The sequence below is a fragment of the Mongoliitalea lutea genome, assembly GCF_014652135.1.
Taxonomy (GTDB): domain Bacteria; phylum Bacteroidota; class Bacteroidia; order Cytophagales; family Cyclobacteriaceae; genus Mongoliitalea; species Mongoliitalea lutea.
Genome location: NZ_BMYF01000024.1, coordinates 49819 through 71216 on the forward strand (window position 1 = coordinate 49819; position 21398 = coordinate 71216).

18 protein-coding genes are annotated in these 21398 nt (G+C 34.7%); 3 read left to right on the forward strand and 15 right to left on the reverse strand.

The annotated features are described in order from the left end of the window. Window positions 1-75: 75 nt before the first annotated feature. From IE080_RS16745 to rfbD, 3 genes are all read right to left on the reverse strand, one after another. Window positions 76-1149 (reverse strand): Gfo/Idh/MocA family protein, encoded by a 1074-nt coding sequence (locus IE080_RS16745; RefSeq protein WP_189585350.1) that lies wholly within the window; start codon window positions 1147-1149, stop codon window positions 76-78. 67 nt (window positions 1150-1216) lie between these two features. Then, window positions 1217-2212, reverse strand: a complete 996-nt coding sequence (locus IE080_RS16750; protein ID WP_189585352.1) for a mannose-1-phosphate guanylyltransferase — start codon at window positions 2210-2212, stop codon at window positions 1217-1219. Further along, window positions 2212-3084, reverse strand: a complete 873-nt coding sequence (gene rfbD / locus IE080_RS16755) for a dTDP-4-dehydrorhamnose reductase (protein ID WP_189585354.1) — start codon at window positions 3082-3084, stop codon at window positions 2212-2214. Before rfbD ends, IE080_RS16750 begins: the two co-directional genes overlap by 1 nt. Window positions 3085-3123: 39 nt before the next feature. On the opposite strand from rfbD, the gene IE080_RS16760 reads away from it, so the two are divergent. Continuing rightward, on the forward strand, window positions 3124-3822 hold the full coding sequence (locus IE080_RS16760; RefSeq protein ID WP_189585357.1) for a LytR/AlgR family response regulator transcription factor: 699 nt from the start codon (window positions 3124-3126) through the stop codon (window positions 3820-3822). A gap of 101 nt (window positions 3823-3923) precedes the next feature. Continuing rightward, window positions 3924-5966, forward strand: a complete 2043-nt coding sequence (locus IE080_RS16765) for an LruC domain-containing protein (protein ID WP_189585360.1) — start codon at window positions 3924-3926, stop codon at window positions 5964-5966. Window positions 5967-6040: 74 nt separating this feature from the next. Here the strand turns inward: IE080_RS16765 and IE080_RS16770 are convergent, their stop codons facing one another. The 10 genes from IE080_RS16770 to IE080_RS16815 all read right to left on the reverse strand — a co-directional run bounded on the left by IE080_RS16770 (window position 6041) and on the right by IE080_RS16815 (window position 18330). Beyond that, window positions 6041-7369, reverse strand: a complete 1329-nt coding sequence (locus IE080_RS16770; protein WP_189585363.1) for an oligosaccharide flippase family protein — start codon at window positions 7367-7369, stop codon at window positions 6041-6043. After that, entirely contained in the window at window positions 7369-8529 is a 1161-nt protein-coding gene (locus IE080_RS16775; protein ID WP_229800696.1) for a glycosyltransferase family 4 protein, read from the reverse strand. Before IE080_RS16775 ends, IE080_RS16770 begins: the two co-directional genes overlap by 1 nt. Beyond that, the gene (locus IE080_RS16780) at window positions 8507-9709 is read right to left on the reverse strand and encodes a glycosyltransferase family 2 protein (protein WP_189585366.1); all 1203 of its coding nucleotides are present in this window, start codon (window positions 9707-9709) and stop codon (window positions 8507-8509) included. Before IE080_RS16780 ends, IE080_RS16775 begins: the two co-directional genes overlap by 23 nt. Window positions 9710-9711: 2 nt before the next feature. Next, the gene (locus IE080_RS16785) at window positions 9712-10329 is read right to left on the reverse strand and encodes an acyltransferase (protein ID WP_229800697.1); all 618 of its coding nucleotides are present in this window, start codon (window positions 10327-10329) and stop codon (window positions 9712-9714) included. A 1-nt stretch (window position 10330) separates the two neighbouring features. Continuing rightward, window positions 10331-11320 (reverse strand): glycosyltransferase family 2 protein, encoded by a 990-nt coding sequence (locus tag IE080_RS16790; protein WP_189585369.1) that lies wholly within the window; start codon window positions 11318-11320, stop codon window positions 10331-10333. Further along, a complete protein-coding gene (locus IE080_RS16795) occupies window positions 11321-12967 on the reverse strand; it encodes a right-handed parallel beta-helix repeat-containing protein (protein WP_189585372.1) in 1647 nt (548 codons plus the stop codon). It abuts the gene before it with no gap. Further along, on the reverse strand, window positions 12955-14175 hold the full coding sequence (locus tag IE080_RS16800) for an O-antigen ligase family protein (protein ID WP_189585374.1): 1221 nt from the start codon (window positions 14173-14175) through the stop codon (window positions 12955-12957). Before IE080_RS16800 ends, IE080_RS16795 begins: the two co-directional genes overlap by 13 nt. A gap of 178 nt (window positions 14176-14353) precedes the next feature. Then, on the reverse strand, window positions 14354-15454 hold the full coding sequence (locus IE080_RS16805) for a glycosyltransferase (RefSeq protein WP_189585378.1): 1101 nt from the start codon (window positions 15452-15454) through the stop codon (window positions 14354-14356). Window positions 15455-15532: 78 nt separating this feature from the next. After that, window positions 15533-17710 carry a GumC family protein gene (locus tag IE080_RS16810; protein ID WP_189585380.1) on the reverse strand — a complete coding sequence of 726 codons (2178 nt, stop codon included), beginning with the start codon at window positions 17708-17710 and terminating at the stop codon, window positions 15533-15535. 5 nt (window positions 17711-17715) lie between these two features. Continuing rightward, entirely contained in the window at window positions 17716-18330 is a 615-nt protein-coding gene (locus IE080_RS16815; RefSeq protein WP_189585383.1) for a TolC family protein, read from the reverse strand. A gap of 259 nt (window positions 18331-18589) precedes the next feature. Here IE080_RS16815 and IE080_RS16820 point away from each other — a divergent pair, with 259 nt between their 5' ends. Continuing rightward, on the forward strand, window positions 18590-19747 hold the full coding sequence (locus tag IE080_RS16820) for a glycosyltransferase family 2 protein (protein WP_189585386.1): 1158 nt from the start codon (window positions 18590-18592) through the stop codon (window positions 19745-19747). 9 nt (window positions 19748-19756) lie between these two features. On the opposite strand, the gene IE080_RS16825 is transcribed toward IE080_RS16820, so the two are convergent. Both IE080_RS16825 and IE080_RS16830 read right to left on the reverse strand, forming a co-directional pair. Further along, a complete protein-coding gene (locus IE080_RS16825) occupies window positions 19757-20950 on the reverse strand; it encodes a sugar transferase (protein WP_189585389.1) in 1194 nt (397 codons plus the stop codon). After that, window positions 20947-21336, reverse strand: a complete 390-nt coding sequence (locus IE080_RS16830; RefSeq protein WP_189585392.1) for a response regulator — start codon at window positions 21334-21336, stop codon at window positions 20947-20949. Before IE080_RS16830 ends, IE080_RS16825 begins: the two co-directional genes overlap by 4 nt. Window positions 21337-21398: the final 62 nt, after the last annotated feature.

The following is a 21398-nucleotide window of genomic DNA, read 5'->3' on the forward strand; positions in this document are numbered from 1 at the left end:
AGTCGTAAACTATTTCTAATATAGGAAATTTTCGTGAGTAATTTAATTTTTTCTGAAGGATTTAATTATTTAAATTTATACTAAATAAACTATTTCTCCTGTTCTAACTGATTGGTCGCAGGCAAGAGCTATTTTCAGACTATTCAATGCATCTTCTAAATGGTTGTTTAGGTCAATATTTTCTACGATTGAGCGGTAAAAGTATGTTTGTTCACGCCGGCACAGCTCATCGTGAGTAGGCTCATCACTCAGATCTATCCATTTATCTTGGTGAATAAATTTATTTGAATTGTTTATTTCTGATGAGTGGATTTTAATACTTTCTGTTTTCGTATGTGCATTAACGTTGTCAGACATTCCACTACTAGCAGCATCTTTTGCAACAATTGAAACAGCACCTTTTGGTCCAAATACATCCTTTATGAAAAAAGCATTATCTGAAATCATTGGTCCCCAACCTGCCTCATACCAACCTATTGAATTGTCTTCAAAACGGATTTGTAGTTGACCGTAGTTGTAGTTTTCTTTTGGAATTTCATCTGAAAGACGTGCTCCAATTGCCGAAACAGAAACTGGTTTTGAACGGGTCATTTGACACATCACATCAATGTAATGTACTCCACAGTCAACAATAGGGCTTAGCGATTGCATTAGATTTTTATGTACATCCCACATAAAACCTTGGCTTTGCTGGTTTAAATTCATTCGCATTACTAAGGGTTTGCCAAGTTTTTGAGCTTCTATAATGAACCGTTCCCAAGAAGGGTGGTGTCTCAAAATATAACCAACTACTACTTTTCGTTTGGCTTTGTTAGATGCCGCAATAATGCGTTCAGTTCCTTCTGTGGTAGCAGCAAGTGGCTTTTCAACAAAAAGATGACAACCTGCTTCCAACGCTGCTAAAGCATACTCTTCATGAGTATCTGGATAAGTTGATATACATACAGCCTCTGCTTGACTTTCCTTTAATGCCAGATAAAAATCATCATAGGTGGGGTATTGCCCACCTAGCTTTTGATTAAGATTTAACTTGCTTTCCCCGCGAGCAACCAACCCACATATTTCAAACTCCTCCATTTTATGATAAGCCAAGGCATGTGAGGCTCCCATGTTGCCACAGCCGACTACTAATACTCGAATTTTTTTCATTAGTAAATACGTTTTGTCAAAAAGCTGATTATAAAATCTACGTTAATATTGTGGAGTCTTTTGAGATTTAGGTTAACGCTGGATTTTCTTTTTCCAATTTTTCATAAATTTTCTTTACGTCTTGAGCTTTCTCCTTTTGTAGAATTAGGTTAGCATCAGGAGTATTGATGAATATGCAATTTTTCAGCCCAACAAAGGCGGTATATGTATTATTTCCTATAATCATATTTCCATCATCGTCCACTGCATGGCCTTCTTCTTGAAAGTAGTCATAAATGGACTCAAAGGATCCCATATCCGACCATTGAAAGGATGATGGAACTACTTTAATTTTTTCAGATCGCTCCATTACTGCATAATCGACAGATAAAGAGGGTATTTTAGAGCTTTCTGATTCTGGAAGGAACCCGTCAGAGATTTTTTTAAATGCTTCTAAGGATTTTTGATAAATCTCAAATTCGAATGTTTTCAATTCATTTAAAAAAATTCCTGCACTGAAACAAAACATTCCGGAGTTCCACAAAAATCTACCAGAAGAAATGAATTTCTCAGCTGTTTCTAGGTCTGGTTTTTCACGAAAGCTGAGTACATTTTCTTCTTCAAACTCAATATATCCAAACCCAGTTTCAGGTTTATTTGGTAAGAGTCCAAACGTCACGATAAAGCCTTCTTTTGCGAGTTGGATGGCTCTATTAATGCTTGCATCATAAGCCTTTTCATTACCGATCAAATGATCTGATGGTGTAATTAATAATATATCATTAGATGCGCTTGCAAATGCGGCAAATGCAATGGCAGCAGCCGTATTTCTAGGCATGGCCTCTATGATTTCTTGATAATTGGTAAGATTGGCTGTGGCTAGATCACGTCTTGATAATTCAAAATTATCTTTATTTCCAACTACCGTGATTTCATTGCAAAAACTGATATTTCTTTTAGCGGTTTTTTGGAAAAGGCTTTCGCCTTGAAAAATTTCTAAATATTGTTTGGGTTTGCTTTTTCTAGAAAGAGGCCATAGTCGGCTTCCAACTCCTCCAGTAAGGATTACATTGATGATTTTCATTAATTTTTTTGAGTTAAAAATGTTAAACAAACTTTTAAGGAATCTCTCCAGTGAGGGATTGACCAGTTAAAGTCTTCTTTTATTTTCGATTTATCTAATAGGGAATAATTTGGCCTTTTTGCAGGTGTCGGGTATTGACTACTTGGGATTGGTTTTACAGTGCATGGAATATTACTTAACTCCATGATCCCATGAGCGAAATCATACCAACTGCAAGCTCCTTCATTACTAAAGTGATATATTCTTACTCCTTGCCAAGTGAAATGTTGAATATTGGCTAGGATAAATGTGGCTAAGTCATCTGTATATGTTGGACTGCCTATTTGATCATTGATTACATTGATTTCCTTTCGCTCATTGCCAAGTCGAATCATCGTTTTTAGAAAATTATTTCCAAACTCACTGTAAACCCAAGAAGTCCTGATTATTACGCCATCAAGTGCATCAGTAGAAAGCATCGCAAGTTCACCTGCACATTTACTCCTACCATATTGATTAATTGGATATGTTGAATGATCTATCGAGTAGGGGACATATCCTTTACCATCAAAAACATAATCCGTGGAAAAGTGTATCATGAATATTCCCCGTTGCGCCGCAATTGAAGCAAGCAAAGCAACAGCCTCTGCATTGATTTTCATGGCTAGTTCTTGTTCAAGCTCTGCTTTATCAACGGCGGTATATGCAGCGCAATTGATTATCAAATCAACTGTATTTTTATTGAAAAATTCAGTTATTGATTGTAAATTAGAAAAATCAATTAAAAGTCTGTCTGCAAAAACAAACTCACAGTTATATCTAATTGATAGTTTATTGAACGATTTTCCCAACTGTCCAGATGCTCCGGTTATTAAAATGGTTGGATATTTCATAGCCTTAAAATTTATTTAAATAAAGTAAATAATTTGTAAATGTCGAACGGTAAAATCAGATATTTAATAATTGATGACGATTTGGTTTCGGCAACACTCCTCAGGGAATATTTAAAATCTTTTAAAGATCTCTATTTCAAAGGAATTTTAGACAATACAGGAAAAGCATTAGAAATTATAGAAAACGATTCCATCGATTTACTTTTTTTAGACATTGAGATGCCAGGAGATAACGGGTTAATATTTTTAAGCAAACTCGCAATTGATGTGTTAGTTGTATTTGTTACTTCAAAACCTAAATATGCGTTATCGGCATTTGATTATAATCCTGTTCACTTTCTAACCAAGCCTCTTGATAAGGGCAAATTAGAAGAAGCTATTAGGCGTGTTTATGCTAGATTTTATTCCACTAAGACCAACACTGTTGACCTAGGGTATTTGGTTTTAAAAGACAAAAGTAATTATATAAAAATCCCATTTAAAGAGTTGGTTTTTGTAGAAGCAGCTGCTGATTATATGATAATTCACACAATTTTTCAAAACTATATTTTTCATATCACCATGAAGGACCTTACATCAATGTTGTCCTCTGAGATTTTTGTTCGCGTTCACAGAAGTTTTTTAATAAATAAAACCTTTGTAACTAAAATGGAAAAGGATTTTATCCAATTACATGATAAGAAAATACCCATTGGACCAAAATTTAGGAAAGAAATATTGGGAGGTTTTCAAGTTTAGAATCTATCAAGTGCATTCATCGAAAAAAGACATACTTTAATCGAAAGGTTGGGGAGTGTTTAATTTAGGTGTCATATATTTAGTTAAAATAAATTATAACTATGCGAAATCTAGCTATTTATTTACTGCTATTTGTGTTTTTGACAGGTACATTTGCTTGTAATCTTGAACCAAAGGAAGCACCGATAGACCCCAATCTGGAAGGATACCTTGCATTGAACCCTCCTGCGGGTTTCGTATTTAATTCTAGTGAGCAAGTTCGGATTCAAGTATCTGGTGTCTTCGCAGATAATTCTCCTTTAGCAGGTATAAAATATGAGGTGTTTCATGGGAATCCTTTCGATGGGGGAAATAAAATCAGTACAGTTTTGCTTAATGATCAAGGCAGTGGAAGTGTAGAGTTAACACTCGCCTCAGATATTGAGAACTTATTTTTGTATACTGAATTTATTGGTTTACCTCCTGTAAAAAAGTTTTCAGTTAATAGACCCCTAACCCAGGTAAAAATAGATCCTTCCATCGATTCTTTTGATGCGGGTGTGGATAGCCAGACAAGCTCTAATCCAGGAGCAAGAATAGAGTCCTTGCCTGCTGGTTTTACTGCTCTTGGTACTTATAATAATAATGGCTTACCATCTTATTTGTTGCCTACTAGAGATAGGATTTCTCAAGGAATATTTACGAGAATCAATGCTAACTTGCCTGAACGAAGGGATCTTCGTCAAACCAGTCCTGATTTGTTAAGTGAGCAATACCCGCGTCAGTTGTTTGTAAATGAAGATGCAGAAGTTTGGGTTACATTTGTTCATAATGGTGCAGGATGGAGAAATGTGTTGGGCTATTACTTTTATGAAGTGGGGCAAGAACCAAAAACTGCCGCAGAAATTAAGGAAAAGATTATCATTTTCCCACATATAAATGCGCTGACTTCGGGCGACAAAGTAAAGTTAAGAGGTAATTTACCTAATGGAGCGTTTAAAAAAGGAACGACTATAGGATGGTTTATTATTTCAAATGGGTGGAGGAATAATGTTGTTACAACAGGGAATGCAGTGTTATTTTCTAATAGGAATTTGAATACAGTTATTCAAGAGCCATCATTACGTGAGCACATGGTGTTCTTGTATGATCAGCAAGAAAGGGTTATGTTGATTGGATGGGAAGATATGCCTAGAAACTTATCTGGTTGTGATCATGATTTCAATGATTTGGTTTTCTATGCAACTTGGAATCCAATCACAAGTGTGGAAGTGGGGAATTATGCTAGATTAGAGAGTAAGGTTATTGGAGATTCTGATGGTGATGGAGTGAATGATAATATTGATGAATTTCCGAATGACCCTGAAAGAGCCTTTAGTAATTTTTATCCTGCAAAAGATACGTATGGTACATTTATGTTTGAAGACCTATGGCCTAGTTTTGGGGATTATGATATGAATGATCTTGTCTTAGGCTTCAACAATAGAGAAATTACAGATGGACAAGGCAGAATCAAGGAAATGCAGATGACTTTTGTAATTCGGGCTATCGGAGCTGGTGTGAAAAATGGATTTGGGATAGAGTTCCCTACGAATCCAGGTAATATAGAATCTGTTTCTGGAAACCGATTGACTACAGGAAATATCCGATTAAATGGAAACGGAACAGAGGCAGGTCAGCAAACAGCAGTAGTCGTAGTATTTGATGATGCAAACGTAAATATGACTTCATTATCCAATGTTTTTGAAGGGAATACGCATCAAAAAGAGGATACAATTCGAGTTAATTTAGTTTTTAGGTTTGCTTTAGATAAAAAGGATTTGGGTGTGGAACCATTCAATGCCTTTCTTTTCAGATCAGGAGATAGGGGTATAGAGGTTCATTTGATGAACGGAAAACCTACGAGTCTTGCAACTAGAAATTATTTTGGGACTAGAGACGATCGATCCAATTTTAATAGTGGCGTATTTTATCGAAGCGCCAATGGATTGAACTGGGCGTTGTTTGTACCCGAAAGTATTGATCACCCGCTTGAAAGAGTAGACTTTACCAAAGGATATCAACGGTTTCCAAATTGGGCACAATCCGGAGGCAATCAGCATAAGGATTGGTTCAGGAATACTGGGGATAATATAAATCCATCCGCACTTTATAGAAGGAGGTAGGAACTTATCCTATCAAATTTAAAGGTGGTAAGTTCTTTGGAGGATTTACCACTTTTTTTATTTCCTAAGGCTTATTACTTTCGAAGTTTGTTATTTATCAAAATAATACTTTTGGGATAGTTAGAAAAGGTTTCCTTGATAACATTTTTATAGGAAATGGTTAGAAATCTGTTTAATATAATCATTTTGATAAAAGCTGTGAGTCCAATGGCCACAACCACACCGATTGCTGCACCTATCAAACCCAATTGGGTGATAAAAAACCAAGAGAATCCCAGACCATAAACTAATGTTCCAAAGACAAGTATCATATTGTAGAATGGTTTACCTATTGCATCAAGGAATACACCTGATTGTCTGTCCAAAGGTTTTACAATGGCAATCAGGGAAATCAATTGTAAATAGGGGACAGCATCTAGGTATTCTTCACCAGCGACTATCCATATAATGGGTTTTGCGAAAATGACGGAGACGGCGATAAATAAGAGACTAAAGCTAAACATACTGGATACTGTCATTTCATAGATTTTTGAGACTTCTTTAAGTTCACCAGCTTCATGAGCTTCACTTGCTTTAGGGAATGAAATTGAGGAGATGGAATTAATGGGGATATCTAATAGGTTGATAATTCTTCCGGCAGAGTTTGCTAAGGCGACCTGAACAGGAGAAAGCAAAGCGCCTAGAAGAAATTTGTCCATACTACTAGTCAGCATAGAAACAAGGTTTGTCCCGAATACATATTTTCCAAAGTGAAACAATTGACTTGCCCATTCTTTATGCCAGCCCCAGATAAGTTTGAATTGCTTTCTTACTTGATATTGGGATGTAACAAAGGCAATAACAAACGCTAGATTGTAATACCAGGCTAATTGGATTAAGGTGATTTCTTGATGGGTGAAAAAGAAGTAAAGAATTACCAAGAAAAAAGGAACACTCCTGCTTACACCCGCAAAAAAGTATGATTTGAAATTAAATGTTCCCTGCATAAGGATTAGGTTATGCGTGTGGAAAATTAGTACCGGTAAAAAAAGACAATGGATGTAAATCAAATCTCTGAGTCCAGGTGCTTGGAAGGTTAGCTCCATCCAAGGGGCTGTCAGTAATAGCAATACAATCAATAAGCCTGTGAGAATCGTATTCAGCCAAATAGCTGACATTTGAATTTTAGCAAAGTCAAGAGCTTCCTTACCTACAATGAATTTGATCAACCCATTTTGGATGAAGCCATTTCTAGCCATTTCAATAATGGAAGCAATGGTGATAAATAGGACCCATACACCAAAATCCTCTTTATTGAAGACCCGAACTAAAATCATGAAACCTAAAAAGCCAACAAAAAAATCTATGGCTCTATGCAGCATAGAGAAAAAGCCACTACTGATCCAATAATTCGATTTCCCCATTACTTCTTGGAATTGGCGGCCTCTTGATAAGACCCTAAGATGATTGACGCGCTTTTGTCAAAACTAAATAGCGGTGTACGTTCAAAGCCTTTCTGGATTAAGGATTGTTTGTAATCCTCATCAGCTAAAATTTTATTGACAGCAGATGCAATTTCTTCTGGTTTGAAAGGGTCGATGATAATAGCTGCATCATCGGCAACTTCTGGCATAGAAGAAGTATTGGAGGTGATGACAGGACATCCACAGGCCATAGCCTCCAGAATTGGTAATCCAAAACTTTCTCGCAAGGAAGGATATAAAAAAAGCTTAGCACCACTGTAGACGTAAGGTAAATCTGCATTGGGTATATATCCTGTCAGGTGTATTCTGCTACGCAAATGGCTTGCCTGTATGCTTTCTAGTGTTTTGGATAATTCATCTTCTCCAAAATCAGGCATAACCAGATCATATGGAAAGTTCCCTTGAGTATCCAAAATCTTCAATGCTTTTAAAACACCTGGAAGGTTTTTTTTAGGATCAGTATTTCCTAGAAATAAAAGGTATTCATTAGGTAGTCCCAAAGATTGGACTTTTTTCTTGATATCCTCAGGGCTTTGAGGTTGAAAGTGTGGTGCTACACCATTATAGGTGACTTTTACTTGCTCATCTTTGAAATGGAAAAAGGCATCAATTTTCTTCTTTTCAAAATGAGATACTGTAAATATGGTGTGGCTCTTTTTCACCACTTTGGGTACATTCCAGCGTCTGTACAGATTTCCTATCCGCTGATACCATGTACCTGAAAAGAGATTGATTTTTTCCATGTAAATGATGTCGTGAAGCGTAAGTACTAATGGAACAGGGCAGGAAGTAGGCGCAGTATTACTCGTACAGTGGAGTACATCTAACTTATAGGTGATGGCAGCTTGTTTGAGATGTTTTTGTTCCCACACAGGATAAGAACTTTTGGGTAGCTCAATGATTTTAAAATTTTCTGTTTCCTGTATAGCGCTGGGATCTTCATCCGGATTGACAAAGATGTAATAGGTGTTGGTCGTATCTATTTTCTGAAGGGACTTGATGAGTTGAATGGCTACGATATCCATTCCATGCTTTTTCTTCCGAAAAATACGCTGGGCTTCGATTCCGATAGTCAATTTATTTTTTTTCTGTGTCATCATTAATTTCTCCGTGCGGGGTATGGATGAATGTTTTGTTCGCTCCTTTAAGTTTGAAAAGTAATTTGAATATTCTAAGGATGGATAAGGGAAGCTTTAAGATTGCTTTAAACAGTTGTTTGTTGACAAACTCTCTTGGGACACTTATAATTATTGCAATATACCCCAAGCTTAACAACAAGATGGATAAAGGCAGGCTGGGGCCATTTCCAGGGAACAAGGAAAGTAAACATACAATTGGTAAAACTCCTATGAGTACAACTCTTGGAAGTAAGGCCATCTGGAAAACTTTATCAAAGTAGTCTACATTTCCTTTGGTGAACAATTCAGTAAAACCACTAAAAAAATGCTTTTTAAAGTAATTTAATTGTGCGGATAGCCATCTTTTTCGTTGATTTTCCAATACCTCTACTTTCTGAACTTTTTCATCATACACGATAGCGCTCTCAGCATACCCTACGACAATTTTGTTCTTTAGAAGATAAAGCTCCATTTCTTTGTCAAATCCTCCCACAGCGGTAAGTTGTCTCAAAACTTTTTTATAAAGATTAAATTCCAATCCCATAGCAGAACCGATTATTGCTGAACTGAGTCCCAGTACACGATGACCTTTTCTGAAGATATGGTTGTTTATACCTTCACTAATACCATCTAAAATAGCTAGTTCATTATTTTTATTTTTTGCTGTTCGTTTGCCTTGGACAACTTGATAGCCTTTTGCGAAGGCTTGATTCATTTGATGTAGGTATTGGCTATCTGCTACATTGTCAGCATCGAATACAATGGCATAATCAAATTCTTTTTTATTGACATCCAATGCTTTATTCAAAGCCTTAGCTTTTGTACTTTTTTCGAAGGAGACCTCAACTACCTCTAATGGCATTTCACTTAATTGAGCAATAGTTTCCTTTTTTAAGCTATCCGCTATTACAACTATATGGAATTTTTGCTTAGGGTAATCGATAGTTAAAGCCTTTTTGGCGGTATCCAATATGACGGCATCTTCTTTATAGCTTGGAATATAAATCACAAAGCTGGAATATTGGTCAGTGGAGTTTCTGTTTTTTTCTACGTAAAAATGCCCTGCTATAGAGAATATTAGCAGATAAATCACTTGAATGAAAAGAAAAATAAACAGGGAATATCCAATCAACCAAGTTAGTAAATACCAGAATTCTGCCATTGTTAATATTGTTTTTCGATGTGTTTTAAAATTTTTGCTGGAATGCCTCCAACGACTGTAAACGGAGGTACATCTTTAGTTACTATTGCGCCAGCAGCAACGACAGCGCCTTGCCCTATTGTGACTCCTTTCATAATCATGCATCTCATAGCTATCCATACATTGTCTCCAATGATGATTTCCTCTTTGGTTTTCTCTCTCGAGTTGACTGAGGTGGAGTGAAAGTCATTGTCCATGATAATGGTGTATGGGCCTATGTGAACATTTTTACCTATATGGATTTTGACACTGGCCGATATATGGACACCGTTGATAAAGCAATCATCGTCAATCTTTAGTACTGCATTATGTTTGACGAATATTTTACATTTTTCAAATTTTGACCAAAACTTAACCCGGTCACCAATTATTAGGTCACCATGAATCTCAATAAGAGGAGATTTTTTTGCCAAAACCATGGAGCCTACACTTTTCGCTTTTCTAAATGACCAGCTTGCGCGTAATTTTTCAAAGATACCTACTATTATTACCTGCAGCAGAGAAAAAAAATCAGATTTTAAACCCTCTTCCTGAAGTTTCTTTTTTTTATCTGAAACTATCTTAAAAACGTCCTTACTCATATTAAAACTTCTTTATTTGTTGAAAAGACTCATCAATTATGTGGTAATCTCCCGTCTTAGATTTGTGTAATTTTGGAGTTTTAAAAATATCCATAGGGCTTGACAAATTCCAAACACAAGCATCCCAAAATGCTTTTAAGTGTGCTGTTTCCTTTCTTAAGATGAACAGTAAGGCATTTTTTGGAAAAGAAATTAGAACGAAAAATAACAAACTTAATATCTTCTTTAATCCACTTCGGTTGCGTCTTGTAAATATAAGCCTACCTCTATTAAGATAGTAAGTTTTGAGAAGTGAGTTTTTACCAACGGACATGGATTCTTTATGGTAAACAGTGGATTTCCCTAGGTAATAGATGTCATATCCTTTCTTTTTGATACGTTCGATCCAGTCATGTTCCTCATAATATAGAAAGTAGATATCTGGCATTAATCCAGATTTTAGAACCACATCGAAAGGAATCATCATTGCAGCTCCATGTACAAGTTCACATTTAAATATATCATCATATTGTCCTATATCTTCTTCCTGCCCACCTCTTACTTTTCCTCTTACTGTCAGCTCATTTATACCTGCTGAACCTCCCCATTGTATCAGATTTTTATTTTGACTTAAATAATATTTAATTTTAGGAGAAACCGCACCAGCATTAGGTGTTTGTTCAAAAAATGTCACCAAAGGTTCTAAGAAATCTTTTTCAACTTCGGTATCATTATTTAAGAATAGTAGATACTTTCCCGTTGCTGCTACAATTCCTTGATTATTACCCCCCGCAAAACCAAGATTTTTATCACATCTAATCACTTTTACTTTTGGGAAAGAGTGGTTGATTTTTTCAGTTGGGTCTTCTTTGGAGGCATTATCAACAACGATAATCTCTATTGCAGGGTATGAAATTACTTGTAGTGATTCAAGTAGTTCGATTGTAAAGTCCAACTGGTTAAAGTTAATGGTTATAATACTTACCAGTGGATATTGATTAGGTGATTTCATTTACTTTTTGATTAAAACTTTTGAAGTTTTACCATGCTGGCTTTTTACCAAAATGATATATATTCCACCCCTCAAATCCTGTATGTTAATGGTATAATTTACAAAAGAATCTTTGAAATAAAAAGGTCCTCTAATACTTTGCCCCAATGAATTAATAATTTCGATTTCTATAGGATTCTCCTCTGATTGCTCAATTTCAATACTCGTGAAATCTGAGGTAGGGTTTGGAAATATTTTTATATGTAGATTTTCACGAGATATTATTACATCTTCTTGAAACTCTACCGCTCCTATGTCAATTTTCCCGTTTTTTGGTCGTAATTTATTGTAAAAGTCAAAGTCGAAAGAAAAAAAATCTATGTTTGTTCCGCTATTGATTTGGGGGGAATTTATTGCAGGATAAAACATAAATTCAGACAAATTATCAAAAAGGTCATTTTCAGAAAGTGTCAATAAATTAGATAATAGCGTGACGCTTTTCTGATCAAAATTGCTGAAAATAAAAGATCTATTTCTTGTCAAAGGAAATGCTCCTGGATTTATTATTATGTTATTTTTTATAGCACTTGGCGTATTGAGTTTGCTATCTAAAGTAATACCGTTTGTTTTTGTATTTATAATTGTATTATTGAATATGTGAATATGAAAGTCTGGCTCGTTAAGTACATTATTGACATAAATTCCATGTTTTGGGAAATTATTTGGTGGGAGATTTGGTAAAAATGTGATGCCAGCATTGTGGATAATATTGTTAAAAATTAATGATCCAGGTTTTCCCAAAATCTCAATTCCACTTCCCTTTCCATCTGCTAGCAAATTATTGTAAATCTCACATTTACATCCTCCCCCGATGAGAATTCCTGTCATTTGATTCAAAATTTCATTTACACTATCATTATAGATTCTATTATTATGCACCTTACAATTAACTGGTGTTGAGCTTACTTGAAGCGCATCCTTTCCAGTAGAATGGATTGTGTTATATGAAATTTCTACGTTTTCAATGATATGTGGTAGCTTGGTAATTGGCTGCCCATTACAATTTAATCGTTGACCTGAGTAAAAAGCACTTCCCACATAGATTCCTTCATCTCCCGTATTAAATATTAAACAATTGGTTATTATTAAATTTTCTAATTTGAAATTGTTTCTATCAGGGCTATTGAGGTTACATGTTGGGTCCGATTTTGCCATAATCCCTGATTTAGATACATTATTTATTTCAATGTTTCTTATTGTAATATCAGAAGATCGATCTTCAACGGAAATTCCGTTACCATTTGTAATGTTAAAAATTTGAATGGGCTTTTCAAGTGATGGGCTTCCTTCAAAAATTATATATGAAGAGTTTCTCATGGAGACTCCATAATTGGGGCCGTCTGAAATTTTCACAACACCGCCCTTGTTTGTTATAACAATAGGTGATTCCTTGGAGCCGTTAATGTTTCTTATTAATAGTTGTTTATACCTACCAGATGTTAAATAGACAGTATCTCCAGGATTTATTGGGCTAGCTTGATTGTTTTCAATAATTACAGTTTGGTCTTCAGTTGGTGATATAACAATTGTTTTTGAAAAAGCATGGTTATTAACTAACAATTGAAAAAATATCAGATACACTAGATAAAGTTTAGCTATTTGTCCCATAGCTCTCCTTTCCAAATCATGACTACGGAAATCATACAAGCCATAATAGTAGGAAATTGTCCTAATATAGAATTACCATAACTGGCTAGTGCAATACCTGTGAAGCCTGCAAGAAAGGCGCCCATGGTATTTCTAAGTTCTGGATCCTTCATTGAGAAAATCCTCCAAAAGCCTACTAGAATAACCCCTAATAAACTGGCAATATGCAGATATAAACCAACAATTCCTGTTTCTGCCCAAATTCTTACAAACCAACTATCTGTGGGAGTTTGAGCTAAAAATGTATTTGGACTGAAGCGTAGTCCAAAATATCCTGAGGAACCTATCCCACCACCAAGAGGCCTACTGGCGAGATATCTACTCAAAATCTTTTGATTTTCTTTACGGACATTGAGCGAGGCATCTTCTGGGTCCAAGGCACTTCGAAGTCTTTGAATTTCGTAGTTTCCTTGCCCAATGTAGGTGTACTTTAAAATACCAAAGACTGATGCACCAACAATTGCCCCCAATATTAATAACTTGAAATTTTTATTGACTATAAGATAAATCATTCCTCCTCCTGCAGGTACAAATAAGGCACCTCTTGTACCGGAAATAGCCATACCATAAAGACAAAGTAAAGCACCAATACCGAAAATAAGTTTCCTTTGTAGACTTCCAGGTCCAATAGCAATTATTCCAAAAACTAAGGCTCCATGAGCCATGGCTGCTCCAAACTGACCTGCATCTGAGTAAAAGGAAAAAACGCGTAGCTTTCCATGCAGGACATGGGTAGATGCATTTCCAGCAGCAAGCCAAGCATTTTCGGCGCCATCTAGGCCAACAAATTTTTGTTTTATGCCCCAAATTGCAGCTAAAATAGACCAAGCAAGCCATGTGTAAAGAAATACGTTTAGATGTTTTTTGTCTTTAACATAGATAAAAGCGATGACCATTATAAAAAGAAAATTAAAGGATGTCCCTCTAATTGCATAAAACCAGGCTGCTTTACTCGCAGCTTCTGGATTAATTAACTGTAAGGTTGTATATCCAAACCAAGCTAAGAAAAAATAAATTGGAACATTTTTCAATGATTTTCGCTGTTCCTCTGTACTTTTCCCAAGAGATAATAGTACACCTCCAAAAAGAAGAGCGTCAATTAAAAGACCAAATGGGACGGGAGCATAACGAGTAAGACCATTAGCTGGAAAAGAGATGAAAAATGCCAAATACAATGATAAGATTGGGTATTTATAAATAAAATAACAAACAATAGCTATTGGTATCAGCATAAAAATTAAACCAATACCAATAATTTCTGCCTTAGATATAATTAGACTAAATAGTAAACCTATAAGAATCCATACAAGATACTTCAAGGACGTACCAATTTGTGCTATCCATGGTTTATTTGTCATCATTTAAGTTACTAAACAATATTTGGTAAAGCAATTTTGATCTGTTTTTCCATGAGTTATTTTCAGCAAAGGTTGTTCTTTCTCGAATGAGGTTTTTGTTATCAGTTAAAATAATATTGTCAACTGATTTTTTAAATGAGTCTGCTGAATCTGCAATAATTACCATAGAGCTAAATTCATCCAGTTTGGCGAAAGAAGTCATGATTACAGGTAAACCGATTGCTAAATACTCATTAATTTTCAAAGGATATATTGCTTGCGTAAACTTGTTTTTTAGATACGGAATAATGCCAATATCAAATTCACGCATTTTTTTTGGGACATCTTCAATAGGTACTGCTTTTTCAAAGAATATAGAAGAGTGATTTAAGTTGTTTTTTGTGTTTTCGTGAACGACTCTTCCAACAAAGTGAAATTGTACATTTGGGCAAATTTCAGCGGATTTTATAATTAATTCAGTATCAAGACGGTCATCAATACTTCCTAAATAGCCTATTTTAATGATGCTATTATTTGAAGGAGCATGTTTGGCATATGGTTTAAATATAGTAGTATTCACACCATTTTTTACGATAAAGGAATTTTTTGAATAATGTCCCTTGATCTCTTTTAATTTTTCAGATGTAAATATGCACCCATTGACTTGTGGCATTAATAACTTTTCAAGCCTTCCACCATGTGTTTTTAACCAATGCGCTTCATTTATTTCATCATAGCAGTAATAGTAATGAGGAGTGTTTGGAAATATCTCCGATACCCCTAATCCCAAGAAAGGGTTAAAGGCAGTAAGTATTGAAGTGATAGTTATATCTTTTTTTTTAACGAAAGAATAAATGGATTTTAAGACTATTTTCTGGTTTATTTGATTGATAAAGTCAAAAAGTTTTTCATTTTTTATCCAAAAAGAAGGAAAAATAGGTGGGGGAGTGTAAATTGTTACGTTAGACTCTATTGTTATTCTCTTTTTTAGACCCAATATCTGTTTCCATGGTATTTGACTTTGTGGTTTTAAAATTCCAACAAATATATCTTTCCACGTAAATTGATAATCTACAAAAATAATATCAGCCTCAGAGGTAAGTTCTTTCATTAATTCCACAGTGGATTTTAAATAGTCTCCTTTCCACGGCGTCATTGATAAACAAATTAAGGAAGGATTCTTCATTGATTATTTTTGAGTAATTAAAGATTTTAACCAAACGCGAGTTTTACTCCTTTTTTTAGGAATTTCAGAAATTATTTCTTCCATAAACTCTGGATCCATTTGTGTAGCAAATACAGAAATGGAAGTTCCTCCAAAAATTTTTCGTATTAGTTGTAGTGTAGAATTGTCATGAAAGCCCCAACCTTGGTCAGCACTAATTAATAAGATTATAGTAGATGGATTCAATTTGGCTAGATGATAAAGATTTGCATTTTCAAATTCTGGTACTTGAATTATCTGACTATAGTTTTTTTCCTTATATTTTATGATTTTTTCAAATATGCTTGGATCATTAGCCTCATATTTTTTTACGACAATGTTATTTTTCTCGGAAGTATTTAAAGATGATTCTTGCAAATCATTTTTATTATCCAAGTAATAAAAATATACTATTTTTTGGTAAGCCGTAGATAAGCTCTCTGCCAAGAATAAGCCTGACTTTGTTAAATTATCTTGTGCTCTCGTCCCCATAAGGAAAATCAAAGGAGGATTTTCTTTATCCTTAAGTTCAATAGCTAAATTGTTTATGGTGAGGTTTTTAAGTTTGAATAGTAATTGTTCTTGATCAATATTTTTATTTTTGATAGCATGTGGGAAAGCACCAATAAGTTTTAGCCCTGTATTTTTTTCAATTACAGTCGGACTTCTCAAAGTGCGGTCAAAAAAGTCTTTTCCGATAATTACACCTACTACAAAAAACATGGAAACTATTGCTCCACCAACAACGAGAAGTAAGGTTTTTGAGCTTTTTGGATTTATTGGGAAAAATGGATTGTCCAATAACTGAAGATTTCCAAACAATTCAGAATTGCTCTTATGAATCTTAGCTTGATTTAAACCATGAAGAATGGATAAATATTCTTGTTCTGCAATTTGGATTTCACGAGCCATTTTGCTTAGATTAAATCCTATTGGAGCAAACTCATTAAAAAGCTTATTGAAGTAATTTCTGTGTTTTTCTAATACAGTTACCCTTGCCTTACCCATATCTATATCTAAGGTATGCCTCAAATATTCATTTAAAATTGTTATTCTCGGGATTACTTCAGTGCTATAGTTTGAATGATAAAATTGCTCAGAATCAGTTTTGATTTTATTTCTTAGTTCTACTTGTAGTTGATTTATTGAATCTAATTTATCGGTGAAATTTTTTTCTTTTCTTAAAGAAAGCGATGTTATTTCAGTGTTTAATTTTGATAATCTATTTCTTGTTTCTAAGATTTCAGAACTATTCAGAAATCTCCTAGTCTGATTGTCGAGCTTTTTATTCACTTCTAAAAGTGCTGCTTCGGCACCTTGAATTTCCATATTCACTTTGTAGATATCTCTTTCCAGTTCTTCTTTAGCTTCTGCTATGAACTTGGTTTGTTCTTCATAATTTATGATTTGATTTTTTTGAGAATAGTTTTTTAAATTTTCTTCTGCAATGTTTAGTCTTTCTTTCGCTCTTTCAAGCTCTGCCATAAAATATTCAATAATTCCACCAGCTTCAAAATTTCTTGATGATAAATACTTATTGATGAAAATTTCTGAAAGCATATCTAAAGTCTGAAAGCATACCCCGGGGTCAGTTGCTTTGTAAATAACTTCAAGCATATCGCTTGATGCTTTCCTATTTAAAGAAAGATTATTTCGGATTTCATCAATATTGTAAAAAGAGGGTGTTTTTTGAATTATTCTTTTCACATCATTGAAACTAGTGTCTTGGTAGATTTCATACAATCGTTTTTTGATTTTTTCTCGATTGCCAATCGCCGAAAGTTCTTTGAATAAAGATTCCTCGAGGTGATCACCATTAAGCTCGGTTTTTATTGCCTGAGATATATATGGTTTATATTCGTCTCCATCACATAAATGGCTTGCTAAAAGATTGATAGCTAATTCCTCGAGTGTTTCTCTACTTTGAATAATCGTAGTAAGATTGTCAAATGCATTATTTACTGCAAAGTAATCCACCCTAGTGTTATTCATACTTGAGAGATTGAATCCTGAAGCGATACCAGTGTTGATGATCATTCCGGATTGATATTCTTTGGGCTTATTTTTATTTAACAAAAAGACCATTGTACCCACAAAAAGTGGTAGGCATATTATAATTAATATGTTTTTGTAAATAAGTTTAATTATCCTAATTAAATCCACTTTGATTATTTTAATAAGTCTGAAGGAGAAACCCCAACTAAAGCAGCCAGATTATGTATTCGCTCTAAAAATTCAAATCTTGCTTGTTCATAGTATGCCCTTGATTGTGATAATACATCAGCTACCCTTGAAAGTTCTCCAATGGGGATTATTCCATCTTTAAACTCTTGTTCTGCGACTAAGTAGTGAGTTTTTAAAGCTTCTTGACCTTCACTTCGAATTTTTAAATTTTCAAAAGACCCGATCATTCTAAAGTATTCTTGAATGACTAGTCTCCGTATTTCTAGTTCCATTTCGTCTTTTTTGAATATTGTGGCTTTCTGCTCTTCTTGATGTAGTTTTATTCTGGAAGTCCTCCCCATAAACTCGAAGAGGGGGATATTCACTTGTAGTCCAAGTCTATACCCGTTAGTAATACTTGAAGTAGCTACACCATCAGGGTTAAAGACGTCTCCCGTTAAAATCCGCTGGTCTCCTCCTGAAAAATTCCCAAAACCAAAAACATTATTTTGCCATAGTCTTTTGGTGAATTCTATTTGATACTTTCCTTTATCAATTAATGCATCTTGATATTGAAGGGTGGGACTGTAAGAAAGGGCTGTTTGAATAATATTTTCCAAGGGAATTAGCTGATCTTCCATTGGCTGATTAAAGTCGAAATTAAAGTTTGATTGACTAAAAGAGATATAAGGAATCAAATTCAGGGTGAAAATTAATATAACCAAATGGGTTTGATAGATGCACTGGCTTTGTATACTAGATCTGGTCATTTTAATAAATCTATTGGAATAATTCTATAGAGAGTTAAATTTAATGAATAATAATGTATTTTTCAGATAAATTAATTTGTCTTAAAAAAAAGAAAAATTCACAGGCATTATGGAAGTTTTATTTAATTTATCTCTTGTAATTATAGTCTACACTTTTTTTGGATATGCATTAATTTTAATGTTTTTGGTTGTTATTTCGGGTAAAAATTCAATAAAATATGAGTTGGCTGATTTGCCTTTGATATCCTTAATTGTTCCTTGTTTTAATGAAGGTAAAGCATTAAAGGATAAAATAGAAAATACGTTGGCTTTGGATTATCCCAGTGATAAGTTACAATTGATTTTTGTATGTGACGGTAGTAATGATGGATCTGAAAAAATTCCACAACAATTTGAGCAGATTTTAACGCTATATAATCCTGAAAGAAAAGGAAAGTTGGCAGCCATGAAGCGTGCAGTCACATTTGCTAATGGTGAGATTTTAGTTTTTTGCGACGGGAATACAGTTCTAAATCCAGAGGCGCTTAAGGAAATAGTTCAGCCATATGTGGATAAGCGTGTTGGTGCTGTCACCGGAGAAAAATATATTCTTACGGATCCCAATGATACTGCTAGTAGTAAAGGGGAGGGGTTTTATTGGAAATATGAATCATTCTTAAAGCAATATGACTCTTACTACAATACTTTAGTAGGAGGGGCTGGTGAATTAATGAGTTATAGAAAGGAATTATTCGAAGAATTGCCAGACAATACAATTTTAGATGATTTTATGCTCACGATGAGTATAGCACAAAAAGGATTCAAAGTTAAGTACACCCCAAATGCAAGAGCTTCTGAGTTTGCAAGTTCAAATGTGGAAGAGGAATTAAAAAGAAAAATTAGAATTGCAGCGGGTGGTTGGCAGTCAGTAATGAGGCTAAAAAAGGCAATAAACCCATTTCATGATTTTAAATTATTTTTTCAATATGTAAGTCATAGGGTCTTACGATGGACTCTGACTCCATTTCTTTTGGTGTTTGTTTTTATATTTAATCACTTCCTAATTGATGTACATTATTTCTACTATGTTTTGTTGATTCTTCAATATGTATTTTACTTTCTTGCCTTTACAGGGTATTTGTTAAGGAATAAGGTGGTGAAAATTCCAGGATTTTTCACTCCCTATTATTTCGTAGTTATGAATTATGCTGCAATTGCAGGATTCTTTAGATGGTTAAAAAATGACCAAAAAGTAACTTGGGAGAGAGCAAAAAGAGCAAATGAGTAACTTGCTCTTTTATACATTCTCCTTTTGAAATAATGCTGGAATAGTCATCAAGAGGATTTTAATGTCCATCCATAAGCTAAATTTATCTGCGTACTCGTTATCTAAACCAATACGCTCTTCTTCTGACATTGGTCCTCCTTTGCCACGCTTAGTTACTTGCCAAAGCCCAGTAATGCCAGCAGGAGCAAGAAAGCGTTTAGAAAATTGATCGGTAGTTAGCTTTTCTGCTTCATATATCGGTAGCGGTCTATTACCAACAATAGACATATCCCCCTTCAGTACATTAATCAGTTGAGGCAATTCGTCAATACTTGAATTACGAAGGAATTTCCCTAATTTGGTGATCCTTGGATCATCCGTCAATTTGAAGAAGGCTGCATCGCCATCTTTTTTCATTAATTTAAAAGTTAGTTCGCATACCTGTTCCCCATTTTCATTGTATAGCAAACTTTCGCAAGGCTGATCATATTTTTCGCAGGTATCACAACGTACAAATACTGGCTTTTCTTCTAAAGTATCATCATTTGCCTTAGTTGCATATTGATTTAAATGGCTAAGATCCTTGAGCTTTTTATCTGCGTCAGGTACCATTGATCTAAACTTGTAAAATTCAATGATATCCCATCCAGTACCTACTCGCTTTGATTTGTAGAAAATCGGACCTTTAGATTCCAATCGAATGGCCAAAGCAACTAACAATAGGATAGGAGAGATCAGTAAAATAATGGTACCCGATACCAATACATCAAATGCTCTTTTCCAAAGTGGTGTTTTGTATTTGGTAAAGACTACTTCATTACTTTTATCTTTATCCAAAAAACCTCTTAGTGGCGGATTATCCAGTACTTTTTGGATGGATTCATGGATGGTTTCCTTAATTAAATCCTTGGTGAGGAACAAACCGCTAATGCCTTCTTTCATAGCGAGTTTTCTGTCCTCTGCATCAACAGTGTCAGCAACCGCCATTAATATATAACCGTCTCTAAATGAATAAGGCTTAACTTTTCGAACATAATCTAGAAACTCAGCATTCTTTAATGCTCCGAAAAATACGACCGCATCAAAATCTGATTTTTTTTTGGCTTGCGCTACGAATGCAAAAATATCCTCGACAATTTCCAAGTCAAATGCCTTCTCCAGATTAGACTTGGAATTTTTATTGAGGGCATATCCCGGTTTGATGAAGACCAGTTTCTTTTTCATTGCTTATCGAAATTGTATCGGTTAAAAAACCGATTAACGCGGATGGTCAACTCAGCAGGATTGAAGGGTTTGATCAGGAAATCATCTGCACCTACCTGAAAGGCTTCAATTCGGGAATTGACAGCTTCCTCGCCTGATAGGACTACTAATGGCACTTTATCGAAGTAATTAAACTTGCGGACTTCTTTAATAAACTCAATGCCATTCATCTCGGGCATATTCAAATCTAGCACTACTGCATCAGGAATATTTCCTTCCATGATCCAGGCGAGTGCTTCTTTTCCGTTGTGTTTGATATCTACAGTAAAATCATTCTCAAGCTTACTTTTTAGTAATATTCCCATGACTGGTTGATCGTCGATGAGTAAGATATGTTTTTTAGACATAGTAAATTGTATTTCAAGGATGAAGTATAAACAATCGGTAAATTTTTATCAATATTAGGTAA

Bases quoted from the DNA above. Each gene is read 5' to 3' on its own strand.
- IE080_RS16830 (WP_189585392.1), bottom strand. From the start codon at position 21,336: ATGTCTAAAAAACATATCTTACTCATCGACGATCAACCAGTCATGGGA.
- IE080_RS16780 (WP_189585366.1), bottom strand. From the start codon at position 9,709: ATGGCAGAATTCTGGTATTTACTAACTTGGTTGATTGGATATTCCCTG.
- IE080_RS16765 (WP_189585360.1), top strand. From the start codon at position 3,924: ATGCGAAATCTAGCTATTTATTTACTGCTATTTGTGTTTTTGACAGGT.
- IE080_RS16825 (WP_189585389.1), bottom strand. From the start codon at position 20,950: ATGAAAAAGAAACTGGTCTTCATCAAACCGGGATATGCCCTCAATAAA.
- IE080_RS16745 (WP_189585350.1), bottom strand. From the start codon at position 1,149: ATGAAAAAAATTCGAGTATTAGTAGTCGGCTGTGGCAACATGGGAGCC.
- IE080_RS16785 (WP_229800697.1), bottom strand. From the start codon at position 10,329: ATGAGTAAGGACGTTTTTAAGATAGTTTCAGATAAAAAAAAGAAACTT.
- IE080_RS16770 (WP_189585363.1), bottom strand. From the start codon at position 7,369: ATGGGGAAATCGAATTATTGGATCAGTAGTGGCTTTTTCTCTATGCTG.
- IE080_RS16795 (WP_189585372.1), bottom strand. From the start codon at position 12,967: ATGGGACAAATAGCTAAACTTTATCTAGTGTATCTGATATTTTTTCAA.
- IE080_RS16775 (WP_229800696.1), bottom strand. From the start codon at position 8,529: ATGATGACACAGAAAAAAAATAAATTGACTATCGGAATCGAAGCCCAG.
- IE080_RS16750 (WP_189585352.1), bottom strand. From the start codon at position 2,212: ATGAAAATCATCAATGTAATCCTTACTGGAGGAGTTGGAAGCCGACTA.
- IE080_RS16760 (WP_189585357.1), top strand. From the start codon at position 3,124: ATGTCGAACGGTAAAATCAGATATTTAATAATTGATGACGATTTGGTT.
- IE080_RS16805 (WP_189585378.1), bottom strand. From the start codon at position 15,454: ATGAAAGAACTTACCTCTGAGGCTGATATTATTTTTGTAGATTATCAA.
- rfbD (WP_189585354.1), bottom strand. From the start codon at position 3,084: ATGAAATATCCAACCATTTTAATAACCGGAGCATCTGGACAGTTGGGA.
- IE080_RS16820 (WP_189585386.1), top strand. From the start codon at position 18,590: ATGGAAGTTTTATTTAATTTATCTCTTGTAATTATAGTCTACACTTTT.
- IE080_RS16790 (WP_189585369.1), bottom strand. From the start codon at position 11,320: ATGAAATCACCTAATCAATATCCACTGGTAAGTATTATAACCATTAAC.